Origin of the sequence: Georgenia sp. Z1491 (assembly GCF_049856175.1) — a bacterium.
Lineage (GTDB): Bacteria > Actinomycetota > Actinomycetes > Actinomycetales > Actinomycetaceae > JB111.
This window is the reverse complement of sequence record NZ_JBNDNA010000003.1, coordinates 122,455-135,362: the sequence shown is the minus strand read 5'-3', so window position 1 is coordinate 135,362 and position 12,908 is coordinate 122,455. Positions and strand designations below refer to the sequence as shown.

11 protein-coding genes and 1 pseudogene are annotated in these 12,908 nt (G+C 73.1%); 9 read left to right on the top strand and 3 right to left on the bottom strand.

All coding sequences use genetic code 11. The features are described from left to right. Nucleotides 1–30 precede the first annotated feature (30 nt). The 4 genes and pseudogenes from ACPYO4_RS04600 to ACPYO4_RS04585 form a co-directional block, all read left to right on the top strand. Nucleotides 31–1,233 (top strand): methyltransferase domain-containing protein, encoded by a 1,203-nt coding sequence (locus ACPYO4_RS04600; RefSeq protein ID WP_425708040.1) that lies wholly within the window; start codon nucleotides 31–33, stop codon nucleotides 1,231–1,233. A gap of 289 nt (nucleotides 1,234–1,522) precedes the next feature. Then, nucleotides 1,523–2,284, top strand: coding sequence for an alpha/beta fold hydrolase (locus ACPYO4_RS04595; protein ID WP_425708039.1), 762 nt, complete (start codon nucleotides 1,523–1,525; stop codon nucleotides 2,282–2,284). Nucleotides 2,285–2,287: 3 nt separating this feature from the next. After that, nucleotides 2,288–2,719: a winged helix-turn-helix transcriptional regulator gene (locus ACPYO4_RS04590; protein ID WP_425708038.1), complete on the top strand. Its 432-nt coding sequence runs from the start codon at nucleotides 2,288–2,290 to the stop codon at nucleotides 2,717–2,719. Between the two features lie 482 nt (nucleotides 2,720–3,201). After that, nucleotides 3,202–3,489 (top strand): annotated as a pseudogene (locus ACPYO4_RS04585) (23S rRNA (uracil(747)-C(5))-methyltransferase); the annotation flags it as partial. A gap of 205 nt (nucleotides 3,490–3,694) precedes the next feature. Here ACPYO4_RS04585 and ACPYO4_RS04580 read toward each other — a convergent pair. Beyond that, nucleotides 3,695–4,711 carry an LLM class flavin-dependent oxidoreductase gene (locus ACPYO4_RS04580; protein WP_425708037.1) on the bottom strand — a complete coding sequence of 339 codons (1,017 nt, stop codon included), beginning with the start codon at nucleotides 4,709–4,711 and terminating at the stop codon, nucleotides 3,695–3,697. Nucleotides 4,712–4,867: 156 nt separating this feature from the next. On the opposite strand from ACPYO4_RS04580, the gene ACPYO4_RS04575 reads away from it, so the two are divergent. Then, a complete protein-coding gene (locus tag ACPYO4_RS04575) occupies nucleotides 4,868–5,464 on the top strand; it encodes a CGNR zinc finger domain-containing protein (RefSeq protein WP_425708036.1) in 597 nt (198 codons plus the stop codon). A 35-nt stretch (nucleotides 5,465–5,499) separates the two neighbouring features. Further along, entirely contained in the window at nucleotides 5,500–6,069 is a 570-nt protein-coding gene (locus ACPYO4_RS04570) for a dihydrofolate reductase family protein (protein WP_425708035.1), read from the top strand. 132 nt (nucleotides 6,070–6,201) lie between these two features. Here the strand turns inward: ACPYO4_RS04570 and ACPYO4_RS04565 are convergent, their stop codons facing one another. Together ACPYO4_RS04565 and ACPYO4_RS04560 are read right to left on the bottom strand one after the other, a co-directional pair. Next, on the bottom strand, nucleotides 6,202–7,713 hold the full coding sequence (locus ACPYO4_RS04565) for a DUF7059 domain-containing protein (protein ID WP_425708034.1): 1,512 nt from the start codon (nucleotides 7,711–7,713) through the stop codon (nucleotides 6,202–6,204). Between the two features lie 137 nt (nucleotides 7,714–7,850). Then, nucleotides 7,851–10,148 carry a sodium-translocating pyrophosphatase gene (locus ACPYO4_RS04560; protein WP_425708033.1) on the bottom strand — a complete coding sequence of 766 codons (2,298 nt, stop codon included), beginning with the start codon at nucleotides 10,146–10,148 and terminating at the stop codon, nucleotides 7,851–7,853. 243 nt (nucleotides 10,149–10,391) lie between these two features. Here ACPYO4_RS04560 and ACPYO4_RS04555 point away from each other — a divergent pair, with 243 nt between their 5' ends. From ACPYO4_RS04555 to ACPYO4_RS04545, 3 genes are all read left to right on the top strand, one after another. Continuing rightward, on the top strand, nucleotides 10,392–11,366 hold the full coding sequence (locus ACPYO4_RS04555; RefSeq protein ID WP_425708032.1) for a hypothetical protein: 975 nt from the start codon (nucleotides 10,392–10,394) through the stop codon (nucleotides 11,364–11,366). 14 nt (nucleotides 11,367–11,380) lie between these two features. Further along, entirely contained in the window at nucleotides 11,381–12,133 is a 753-nt protein-coding gene (locus tag ACPYO4_RS04550; RefSeq protein WP_425708031.1) for a hypothetical protein, read from the top strand. Between the two features lie 92 nt (nucleotides 12,134–12,225). After that, a complete protein-coding gene (locus tag ACPYO4_RS04545; protein WP_425708030.1) occupies nucleotides 12,226–12,903 on the top strand; it encodes a GOLPH3/VPS74 family protein in 678 nt (225 codons plus the stop codon). Nucleotides 12,904–12,908 lie beyond the last annotated feature (5 nt).

The window sequence follows — 12,908 nt, the reverse complement described above, 5'->3', positions numbered from 1 at the left end:
CGGCGTCGGCGTCGGGGATACCGTGCGCGGGTGAGGTGCGAGTACTTCGACGACGGGCGCTGCCGCTCGTGCACCTTCCTGCGCACCCCCTACCCCGAGCAGCTTGCCACCAAGGTCCGCGCCCGGCGCGAGCTGCTCACCTCGGTGCCGGCAGGCGCCTGGTTGGAGCCGGTGGCCTCGGCCGACGAGGGCTTCCGGAACAAGGCGAAGATGGTCGTGGCCGGGCGGACGGGCGCGCCGACGCTCGGCATCCTCGACCCGGCGGGCGCCGGCGTGGACCTGCGCGGCTGCCACCTCTACCCGCCGCCGATCACCGAGGCGCTGCCCGTGGTCGCGGACATGATCGCCCGGGCCGGGCTCGTCCCCTACGACGTGCCCGGTCGCCGCGGCGAGCTCAAGCACGTCCTCGTGACCGTCTCGCCGGCGGGTGAGCTGATGATGCGGTTCGTGCTCCGCTCGCGCGACCAGCTCGGCCGGATCCGCAGGCATCTGCCCCGGCTGCTGTCCGACCTGCCGAACCTGGCCGTGGTCACCGTCAACCTGCTGCCCGCCCACGTGGCGCTGCTCGAGGGCGAGGAGGAGATCGTGCTCACCGAGCGGTCGGCGTTGCCGATGCGGCTCTCGCTGCCCGGCGGGCCGCTCGATCTGGAGCTGCCGCCGCGCTCGTTCTTCCAGACGAACACGGCGATCGCCGAGGCCATGTACGGCCAGGCTGCGGCGTGGGCGGCCGAGATCGGGCCGGGGACCGCGTGGGACCTGTACTGCGGGGTGGGCGGGTTCGCCCTCGCCGTCGCGAAGGTCGGCACGGGGGCCGGCGAGGGTGCAACGGCAGACGCAACAGTCGGCGCCGGCGCGGCCCGCTCGCCACGGGTGGTCGGCATCGAGTCCTCTCCCGACGCCGTCGCCGGGGCCCGAGCGGCCGCCGCGCGTGGCGGCGTCGCCGATCGGGTGACCTTCGCCGACGGTGACGCGACCGCCTGGGCGCTGGCGTCGTCGTCGGGGGCCCCGGACCTCGTGGTGGTCAACCCGCCGCGGCGCGGGCTCTCCGAGGAGCTCGCCGGACGGCTCGAGGGCTCGGGCGCGGGTCACGTCCTGTACTCCTCGTGCAACGCGACGACGCTCGCGCGGGACCTGGGGCGGATGCCGTCGCTGGCGCCCGTCGCGGCGCGACTGTTCGACATGTTCCCGCACACCGCCCACGACGAGGTCATGGTGCTGCTCGAGCGAGTCTGAGGTCACCCTGTCTGGGGCCCCGGCACCGCAGCTTCTCGGCGCCCCCGCCTGTCTCGCCGAGGCAGTCGGCAACGCGCCCAGTCAGTGCCCCGGTCGACCGACTCGATGGATAGCTGACTGACTCGGCGAAGTCGTCGAGCGCGGGCTTCTCCGCGAGGTAGAGCGACTTCTCGTCGGACAGCTCCCGATCGAGACTCAGGCGTCGCGCCGCCGCGCACTGCTTGTGATTTGCTACCAGTTGCGAATAACGTAGAACTGCTCGTGAATCACGACCAGCAAGGAGGAGAACATGATCGCATCGGCAGCGACGACCGTCCTGGTTCCAGGCGCATGGATGGGCGGGTGGATCTGGGAGCCGACCGTGGAGCGCCTACGCGACCGAAGTATCGACGCCGAGACGATCTCGCTCGGAGGCCTGCAGCCCCACGAGTCCAGCGCAGACATCGCCGCCGTTCGCCTCGACGACCACGTCCGGCAGCTCGTCGAGCTCGTCGAATCCAAGGGCTCCCGACCTGTCATCCTCGTCTCGCACTCCTACTCCGGCATCGTCACTGCGTCCGCCGCGGACCGGCTCGGTGACCAGGTGCTCGGACTCATCCATGTGGGCGCGTTCGTGCCGACGTCCAGGCGCTCGCTGCTCGATGACTGGGGTAGCTCCGACAATGAGCGCGCCCGGGAGCGCGCGGACATCGAAGCGGCGGGTGGCCTGTGGCTCGCCCCTGCTCGAGAGATGCTCGACCACGAGGCAGACCTCGCACCGAGCGACCGCGACTTCCTGGCCGCGAGGTTCACGCCTCATCCCGGGCGGACAATCCTCGACCCCGCCGAGCTGTCTGCACCGGTCGAGCACCAGCCCTCGACCTACGTCGCCCTGACGCCGAGCGGCGGCCTCGAACAGGCATGGAACGGGGCGCCTCCGGTAGCGAAGACCGCCTCAGAGTGGCGACGGAAACACATCGTCAGCGGACACTGGCCGATGGTCTCGGCCCTCGATGCCACGGTCGACCTGCTCGAGGCGGAGATCCACCACTACGACACGACGCAGGGCTGAGGCGTGGCGACGACCGGACGATCCGGCTGCCCGATCAATCTCGCCGTCGAGTTGTTCGGCGACCGATGGACGCTGCTCATCCTGCGCGACATCGTCTTCGACGACCGCCGCCACTTCCGTGAGCTCCTGCGCGGATCGGACGAGAGGATCACGAGCAGCGTCCTCGCCGACCGGCTCGACCGCCTGACCGAGTCAGGGATCCTCACCCGATCGGGCGATCCGACGCACAAGCAGAAGGCCATCTACAGCCTCACCGATCGTGGCGTGGACCTGGTCCCCGTGCTGGCGACGATCGGGAACTGGGGCGCGACGCACTGCCCGGCAGACCCCGACCGGGCAGCATCCGCCCGCGAGCTGCACTACGAGCTGCCCGAAACCTGGGCGGCACTGATGGACTCCCTCCGAGCGGGCCATCTTCGGGTGGACGCGCCCTGAGCGTCGAGCGGTGCGAACTGTCATCTGCGCGGGCAGAGCCGCCTCGATGTCCCGCGGTCCTTCCAGTCCTCCCCCAGGCCGGCACCGGACGCGAGCGGGCCGACCACGGCGATCGCGATGCCGGCGGTCTGATTGTGTCGGCGCTATGTGGTCGCCCCCAGCTGACGACGATGACGAGGGTGCAGGCAGCTTAGTGTCAGGCGGGACGCAGGAACACCTCCCGCTCAAGCCGATTCGCGACCGTGCCGCCAACCCCCTGGTCCTCGGCGTGCAGCCGATCGAGCGCTCAGAGCCGGATGAGGGAGGAGACCGGGAGATTGGCCTCCGTGACCGCCCGCTGCAACCGCCCGTGCTCTCCGTCGGAGAGACGCACGCACACAACGGTGCCGCGACCGGCATTGGGCCGACCTGCCCGGACACGTACGGGCAGTTACTCGGTCGTCTCGTAGTTCTCGGCCGCCGCGCGTGGCGGCGTCGCCGATCGGGTGACCTTCGCCGACGGTGACGCGACCGCCTGGGCGCTGGCGTCGTCGTCGGGGGCCCCGGACCTCGTGGTGGTCAACCCGCCGCGGCGCGGGCTCTCCGAGGAGCTCGCCGGACGGCTCGAGGGCTCGGGCGCGGGTCACGTCCTGTACTCCTCGTGCAACGCGACGACGCTCGCGCGGGACCTGGGGCGGATGCCGTCGCTGGCGCCCGTCGCGGCGCGACTGTTCGACATGTTCCCGCACACCGCCCACGACGAGGTCATGGTGCTGCTCGCGCGGTCCTGACGGCGTCCAGCTCGGGGCCGGTCACCCGCAACTTCTCGGCGCCCCCGCCCCGCCCGCCGGCCGCCCCCCACCCCGCCCGTCTCGCCGAGGCAATCGGCAACGTGCCCAGTCAACCGCCCTCGTCGACCGACTCGATGGATAGCTGACTGACTCGGCGACATGGGGTTCAGGAGAGCCAAGGGAGCCAGGGCATCTCGCCGGCCGCTCAGTCCCGACCGAGCGCTGGCGCGACGTGCCGCACGATGCTCTCCAGAAGGGCCGCGTTGTAGTCCACGCCCAGCATGTTGGGCACGGTGACGAGCAGGGTGTCGGCCGCCTGGACCGCGGCGTCGGCGGCGAGCTCCGCGGCGACGACGTCGGGCTCGTCGGCATACGTGCGGCCGAACCGGGAGCGCACGCCCTCGAGGACGCCGACCTGGTCCTCGCTGTCCTCGCTGCGCGAGCCGAAGTAGCGGCGGTCGAGGTCGGAGACGATCGGGAACACCGAGCGGGAGACGGAGACGCGGGGCTCCCAGTCGCGGCCCTCCTCGGCCCAGGCGTCGCGAAACACCTGGATCTGCTCGGCCTGGAGCTCGTCGAACGGCACGCCCGTGTCCTCGGTGAGCAGCGTGGAGGACATGAGGTTGTACCCCTCCTCGGCGGCCCAACGCGCGGTGGCCCGGCTGCCGGCGCCCCACCACAGGCGCCGGTCGAGGCCGTCGGACAGGGACTGGACCGCGAGCGGCACGCTCTGCCCGGTCTGGCCGGGGTCGGACATGACGACGCCGGCGCCGCGGATCGCCTGACGCGCGATGTCGGCCTTGGTGCGGGCGACGTCGGCCATGGTCTGCCCCTCCGGCGCCCGGTAGCCGAAGGCCGCGGCGCCGTCCTGCGCGGGCTCCGGGGAGCCCCGCGAGATGCCGAGCTGGAGACGGCCGCCGGCGATGAGGTCCGTGGCCGCGGCCTCCTCCGCGAGGTAGAGCGGGTTCTCGTAGCGCATGTCGATCACGCCGGTGCCCATCTCGATGCGGGACGTGCGCGCTGCGATCGCCGCGAGCAGCGGGAACGGGGACGCGAGCTGCGGCGCGAAGTGGTGCACCCGCAGGTAGGCGCCGTCGATGCCGATCTCCTCGGCGGCCTCCGCGAGCTCGATGGTCTGCAGGTGGGCGTCGGCGGCCGTGCTCACGGCGCTGCCGCCGACGTCCCGCCAGTTCCCGAAGGTGAGGAATCCGATGCGCTTCACTGCTGGGTCAACTCCGTGGCGGCGTGGTTGTTCCCGCGCTCGCGCGGCCTCCCCTGTGTCTCGTCGAGCGGGACAGGCACTGGACCTCCGACCGAACCGTTGACGACCCGGCGCACCGTCCGTAACCTCATTAGACAGTTACCGGAGGTGATGGTCATGGCGGAACGCATCCGCACGTGGGACGGGCAGTCGTGGACGTTCGACTCGGGCGCGCTGTTCCTCGACTACGTCTACACCGGCGAGTTCGGGGTCGGACAGTGGCGGGACGGCATCATCTCCACCGCCGACGAGCTCGACGGCTGGCTCGGCGAACACCTCGGGCGGCCGCTGCTGCCGCTGACCGACGAGGAGCTCGCCGCGGCCCTCGACCTGCGCGACCGCCTCACCCGGCTCGTCCGTTCGGCCGCCGGGGTCAGCAACGGCAGTGGCACGGCCTCCCCCGACGACGACCTCCCCCACCTCGCCGAGCTGGCCGCCCAGCCCGACCTGCCGCCGGTGTTCCCAGGCCACGAACCGCCCACCGACCCGGCCGCCTGCCAGGCGCTCGCGACCATCGCCCGGGACGCGCTCGTCCACCTCCGTGACGACACGGATCGCCTCCGGAACTGCGACGGCCACGGTTGCCCGATGGTCTTCCTCGACCTCTCGCGCGGCGGCCGGCGCACCTGGTGCTCGATGGCCCGCTGCGGAAACCGCGCCAAGGTCCGCGCCTTCCGAGATCGCCAGGCCATGCAGGAGATGCCCGTTCAGTGAACGTCCATGCAGGGACCGACAAGGGAGCCGGCGACATGACACGCAGAATCGTCATCACGGAGAACATCACCCTGGACGGGGTCGTCGAGAACGACGGGTCGTGGTTCGACCCGACTGACGACTCGACCCAGGGCCGGCAGCTCGCGGAGATCACGCGTGAGCACGCGGCCGCCTCGGACGGCTTCCTCGTCGGGCGCATCACGTTCGAGGAGATGCGCGGCTTCTGGCCGCAGCGGGTGGACGATACGACCGGCGTGACGAACCACCTCGACCGTGTGGAGAAGTACGTCGTCTCCGCGAGCCTCGAGAACCCGGGCTGGGACGGCACGACCGTCCTGCGCGGCGGTGACGACCTCGACTCCCAGATCAGCGAGCTGACCTCCCGCGAGGGCGCCGACATCGTGCTGACAGGCAGCATCTCGCTCGCCCAGCAGCTGCTCGCCCGCGGCACGGTCGACGAGCTGCGGCTGTTCGTCTACCCGGTCGTCGTCGGCACCGGTCGTCGCCTGTTCACCGACGCGCACGAGCTGCGTGACTTGGAGCTCGCCGAGACCCGCTCGTTCGACGCGGGCGTCGTCCTGCTCCGCTACACGCGTCGCAGCTGACCCACGGTCGCGTAGCCCTGACGACCGGAGAAGCCCGACGAGCGAGGGGCCCGAGCACGAGTGCAGGGATCCAGTCCCCTCACTCGTCGGTCGACCCCCGCACCGGTGGGGGTACGTCACCCGTCCGCCCGGTCAGGCAGGGGCGAGCATCCCCGTCTCGATCAGCTCGCGCAGCTGGGGGACCAGCTCGGTCCGCAGACCGGTCGCGTCGACGTCCAGGAGCCCGGCCACGGCGTCGACGAGTACACCGAGCGGCAGCTCCCCGTCGCAGGCCCCGACGACGGCGGACAGACCGGTCGAGGCGCGCACCGTCCGCGCGTATCCCCCGCCCTGGACGAGCTCGATGACCTCGGGCTGGCCCGCGCCGGGCCGATGATGACGGACCTCGGTGACGTCCGCGGCGACGACGACTGTGGCCGCGAGCAGGGCCTCGTCGTCGACGAGCGCGGGGCGCAGGAGGGCGACGGCGTCGAGCACGGCGGCGACGTGGTCGCCGAGCCGCCCGCTGCCCAGCCCGTCCGCGTCCTCGAGGCGGCGCCACGGCGCGCCGGCCGGCTCGTCCGCGCCCGGGCGGCGCACGGTGACGTGCCCCATGCCGATGGCGCTCACGCCGCGGTCCTCAAGGTCACCGAGCCAGCGCGCGGCCTGCGCCTCGAACTCCTCCCGGCCGGCGGCGGGGTGGGCACCGCCGTCGCGCAGCCAGGTGTCGACGTAGGTCGCGGGGTCCGCGGCGTCGCGCTGGACGACCCACAGGTCGAGGTCGGTATCGACCCAGCCGCCGACCCGCTGGCGCCAGTCCTCGCCGCCCAGGTGCTCCCAGTTCGCGAGCAGCTGGGCCGTGCCGCCGGGCGCGAGGTGCTCACCGACGCCGCGGAGGAGCTCGGCGACCAGGGCGTCGCCCGCGGCCCCGCCGTCGCGGTAGGTGGTGCGCTCGGCGCCGGTGCGGCCGGAGACGACGAACGGCGGGTTGGAGACGATCCGGTCGAACTGGCCGCGGACGGGCTCGAACAGGGATCCCCGCCACAGGTCGATGCTCACGGCGCTGAGGTCGGCGCCGAGGCCGGTGAGGGCGAGCGCGCGCGGGTTGACGTCGGTGGCGACGACGCGGGCCCCCGCGGCGGCGGCCCGCAGCGCGAGGTAGCCGCCGCCGGTGCCGACGTCGAGCAGCCGGTCCCCCGGGCGGGGCCGCACGGTGAGCGTGTCGAGGGTGCGGGTGGCGGCGCCGACGCCGACGACGTGCTCCGGTCCGGGCGCGACGCCGGGGACCAGGCGGTCGGACACCGCCCAGCCGGTCCGGTCCCCGAGGTCGACAGGGGCGACGGTAACGAGCGGCGTCACCGTCGTCCCGTCGGACTCCGTCAGGCCGAGGGCGACGAGAAGGACGACGACGTCCGGCTCCCCCGTCGGTCCGCGCGACGTCAGGTCGGCCGCGTCGACGCGCTCGCCGAGCACGAAGAGCCGGACCCAGACTGCGAGCTCCTGGTCCGCGGTGCCGGCGGCGTCGAGCGCGGCGCGCGCCGGCACGCGGCTTCCGGTCGCGAGCAGCGTCTCGGCCAACGGACCGAGGAGCCGGGCGACGCCGTCGGGGGTGAATCCGGCGTGCCGCCACGCGGCGGCGAGCGTCTCCTCGGGAAGCGGCTGCACCCCTCGAGCGTAGGGCGAGCCGCTTCCCCAGGCGGGCACGTGGCGCAGGCGGGCACGAGCCGCAGGCAGTCACCAGGCGCGGGCGGTCAGGAGGCACAGGCGGTCAGGAGGCGCCGACGGCGTCGTGGCGCCGGCGGTCAGGAGATCCCGGCGTCGGCCAGCTCGCGCTCCTCGGCGCGGACCGCCCGCCTCCGGGACACGAGCACGGCACCGACGGCGACGAGCCCGGCCACGGTCGCGAGCCCGATCCGCAGCGCGTGGTTGGCGTCGGCGGGGACGGACCACTCGACGACCAACGGCGCGATGAGCAGGGCGACGAGGTTCATCACCTTGATGAGCGGGTTGATCGCGGGGCCGGCGGTGTCCTTGAACGGGTCGCCCACGGTGTCGCCGATGACCACGGCCTCATGCTGCGCGCTGCCCTTGCCGCCGTGGTGGCCGTCCTCGACGATCTTCTTCGCGTTGTCCCAGCTGCCGCCGGAGTTCGCGAGGAAGACGGCCATGAGGACGCCGGTGGCGATGGTGCCGGCGAGGAAGCCCGCGAGCGGCCCGACCCCGAGACCGAAACCCACGGCGATCGGGGCGAGCGCGGCGAGCAGACCCGGGGTGGCGAGCTCACGCAGCGAGTCGCGGGTGCAGATGTCGACGACCTTGCCGTACTCGGGGCGCTGCTCCCCGGTCATGATGCCGGGCAGGTCGCGGAACTGGCGGCGCACCTCGCGCACGATCGCCCCGGCGGAGCGGGTCACGGCGTCGATCGTCAGCCCGGAGAAGAGGAAGACCGTGGCGGCACCGAGGATGACGCCGACCAGCGTGACCGGGCTGATGAGCTCGTAGCTCATCATCGCGCCGACGATGCCGCCCGCCTCGGCGCGGCCCTCCTCGGCGAGGCCGGCCACGGCGGTGGACACCACGTCGGCGTAGGAGCCGAACAGGGCGGTGGCCGCGAGGACCGCGGTGGCGATCGCGATGCCCTTGGTGATGGCCTTCGTCGTGTTCCCCACGGCGTCGAGGTCGGTGAGGATCTGGGCACCCTCCTCGTCGACCTCGCCGGACATCTCGGCGATGCCCTGAGCGTTGTCCGAGACCGGGCCGAAGGTGTCCATCGCCACGATGACACCCACCGTGGTGAGCAGGCCGCAGCCCGCGAGCGCCACGAGGAACAGGGCCAGCCACACCGACCCGCCCGCGAGGAGGAAGCACCCGCAGATCGCGGCGGCGATGACGCCGGCGGTGTAGACGGCGGACTCGAAGCCCACCCCGATGCCGGCGAGGACGACCGTGGCCGCACCGGTGCGGGAGGTGGCGGCGACCCGCTTCGTGGGGCTCGTGCCGGTACCGGTGTAGAAGCCGGTGAGCCAGAGGATGACCCCGGCGAGCGCCACGCCGATGAGCACGGCGAGCGAGGCGACCACGCGGGGGTCGTCGATCGGGACGTCCGTGATGGTCCCGGTGGTGCCGACGGTGTCGGCGAAGGAGGCGGGCAGGTAGGCGAACGCGGCGATCGCGGCGAGGACGACGCCGGCCACGGCCGCCGTGTAGAAGCCGCGGTAGATCGCCTTGAGGCCCGACTCCGTGCCGCGCACCCGGGTGGTGAGGACGCCGAGGACGGCGACGACGGCGCCCACCGCGGTGACGAGCAGCGGCAGGATCATGCCGTGCTCGCCGAGGGCGGCGCGACCCAGGATGAGGGAGGCGACGAGCGTGACCGCGTAGGACTCGAAGAGGTCGGCCGCCATGCCGGCGCAGTCGCCCACGTTGTCGCCCACGTTGTCCGCGATCGTGGCGGCGTTGCGGGGGTCGTCCTCGGGGATGCCCTGCTCGACCTTGCCGACGAGGTCGGCGCCGACGTCCGCGGCCTTGGTGAAGATCCCGCCGCCGACCCGCATGAACATCGCGAGCAGGGCGGCGCCGAAGCCGAAGCCCTCGAGCACGACCGGCGCGTCGGTGCCGTAGACGACGACGGTGAGCGCGGCCCCGAGCAGCCCGAGGCCGACGACGCTCATGCCGACGGCGCCGCCGGTGCGGAACGCGATCCGCGCCCCCTCGGCGCGGCCGTCGGCGCGGGTCGCCGCCGCGGCCACCCGTACGTTGGCCCGCACGGCGAGCCACATGCCGAGGTACCCGATCGCCGCGGAGAACGCCGCGCCCACGAGGAACGCGACCGATCGGCCGATGCGGACGTCCATGTCGCCCGGCAGCAGGAGGAGCAGCCCCGTGATGACGACGACGAACACCCCCAGGGTGCGGAACTGCCGGGCCAGGTAGGCGGATGCGCCCTCCTGGACCGCCCGGGCGATGGAGACCATGTTCTCGCTGCCGGACCGTTCGGCGAGCACCTGTCGCCGCAGCACGACGGCGAACGCGAGCGCCCCGATCGCGAGGACGCCGACGCACACGGCGATGACGAGGGACGAGGTCGAGAGATCCTGCACGGGTCCTCCACGGTGAGGAGCGCCGCGAACGGCGCTGACGAGGGCCGGTACCGGAGGGCCGTCGGCGGCGACGTCGCGGCCGCCCCCCGGGGCCGGCTGATCTTCTCAGGAGGGTAACTGACGCGGAGCGATGCGTCCTCCCAGGTGGGCGCGGCACGCCGCGGGGCCCGGGCAGAGCTCCCCCGGTGAGCGCTCCCCTCCGCCGGCGTGGTGGCCGCGCCCACGCTGGGGCATCCTCCCGGCATGAGCACCGCATCCGTCCCCGGCGACAGCGCACCACCGAGCCTTCCCCGCGGCACCGTCCGCCACCGCCGTACGGTGCTCGTCGCCGCTCTCGGCGTCGGCCTGCTCGCGGGGTGCGCGGGGACCGACACCGAGCCGGGGACCGAGGGCCCGGGCACCGGAGGCTCGGAGGGCACGGGGACCGAGGGCACGGGCACGCAGGGGCCGGGCACGGGAGGCTCGAGCTTGACCGAGGATCTCCCGGCCCCCTACGGCGACGCGCTGATCTTCTCGAGCAGCGCCGAGAGCCTCTGCCACGTCCCGACGAACCAGGTCGAGGACATCTACGTGAACGGCCCCGACCCGACCGACCTCTGGCACGACCACGGCGGCGTGCGCGCGAGCGGTCCGGCCCACGCGGCGTCGGCTCATGCGGCAACTGCCCAGGCACCGACGGCCCATGCTGCGACAGCGCCCGCCCCGCGCACTCTGATCCTGCCGGACGAGGGCGTCGTCGAGGAGGTGAGCGTCGAGGTCGTCTCCGCCCCGGACGACCCGATCCTCGAGCTCGAGATCACCCTCACCGGCCCCGAGCAGGAGCAGCCGTACCTGACGGACGCGGTCAGCGTCTCGTTCCTCACGCCCGATGACGACCGTCGCTGGGTCGGCTTCTCCGCGCACGACGGGGAGCTGACCCGCACCATCCAGCTGGACGAGCCGATCGCGCCGTCCCCCGGCGGGACGAGCACGCGGGTCCAGGTGGTGCCGGTGGCATGCCCCACGGACGTCGAGGAGGACGCCGAGTTCACGGCGCAGCCCCTGGCGGACGGGACGTACACGATGACGGTCTTCGGCAGCGCACAGCTCGCCGAGGGCCCCGAGGACGACGAGCGCACCGGGCATGCGATGTGGGGACAGGAGCAGACCACCGTGACCGTCACGGACGCCGTCGTCGAGGGCATCGGCTACTCCGGCGAGAACGCCTACAGCGACTAGCACAGGAGCTCCCGATGACCGCAGCAGCACGGCACGGCCGCGCGCGAGGGCGCGTCGCCCCCACCGACCCGGGCGTTGCACCCCCCGTTCGATCTCGGTCCGTCGTCCGTGCGCTCGCGCTCGGATCGATGCTCGTGCTGGGCGCCTGCGACACGGGCCCACCGGCGGGCTCCTACCCGCCGGACCGGTCCGACCACCCGGACGGGTCCGACCACCCGGACGGGTCCGACCCGCCGTCTGCCCCCGGTGAGGTCGCGTACTCGGAACGAGCGCAGGAGGTGTGCGGGACGCTGATCGACGACGTCTACCGACCCCGGGGCGACACCAGCGCCGTCGACCACGTGGCGGTCCGCCTGCTCGACGGCTCGACGCCGGCCCGTCTCGGCCTGGAGGTCGAGCTCGGCGGACCGGGCTACACCTCCACCGACCTGTTCGCACACACCGTCTTCGTCGTTCTCGTCGACCCCGTCAGCGACGAGGTCGTCGCCGTTCTCGCCGGGGACGACGAGACGGTCACGTACGCCGGCCTCGAGGAGCCGATCGAGATCGGCGCACCGGCCACCTCCACCACGACCGTGTTCCCCATGCCCTGCGGGGACCACGAGACGGGGGAGACGGTCGCCGTCACGCCTCTGCCCGACGGGGAGTACGAGCTGGTCATCGAGGGGCATCTCACCTCGCCGAACACGGCGTTCGAGCGGCCGATCAGCTGGGCGGCCGAGCCGATCCGCGTCGAGGTGGCGGACGGGGTGATCGCCGCGGACTGATCACGCTCCCGCCACCGCCGCCTGGGCACCACCGGTCGGTCGCCGCGCGGGGCCGGCACGCCTGCGGGCACCCTGCCCGCTACCGTGCTGGTGTGACGCTGCTCGCGGAAGACCTCACCCTGCTCCTGCTCGACGACGACTCCGGGCGCTTCACCCACCACTCCTACCTCGTCGCCGGGCTCGGCGGCGCACTGCTGGCCGAGCTCGCCCTCGGCGGCTGGGTCCAGATCGGGGAGCCGTCCGGGCTGTTCCGGCGCTCGACCGTGGAGCCGACGGGTGCGCCGCCCCCCGAGCACCCCGTTCTCGCCGACGCTCTGGAGGAGGTCACGGCCAAGGACCGCACCGCGAGCGAGCTCGTCACGCGGCTCGGCCGCGCCGCCAGGGAGCCGCTGCTCGAGACGCTCGCGGAGCGCGGCATCCTGCGGCGCGAGGAGGGGCGGGTGCTCGGCCTGTTCTCGAGCACCACGTGGCCGACGGACGACGCCAGGCACGAGCGCGAGATGCGCGCCGCGCTGACGGCGGCGATCGCCGAGGGCCGAGGGGACGCGCGAGCCGTCGCGCTGCTCTCCGTGCTCTCGGCGATGGACATCGCCCACAAGGTCCTGCCCGTCGAGGGGCTCGGCGGTCGGGAGGTCCGCCGCCGCGTGAAGGAGATGGCCGAGGGCGACTGGGCCGCCAAGGCGGTCAGGGACGCCGTCGCTGCCGTCGACGCCGCCGTGATGTCCGCTGTCGTCGCCACCACGGTCACGGGCTCGGGGGGCTCGAGCTGACTCGG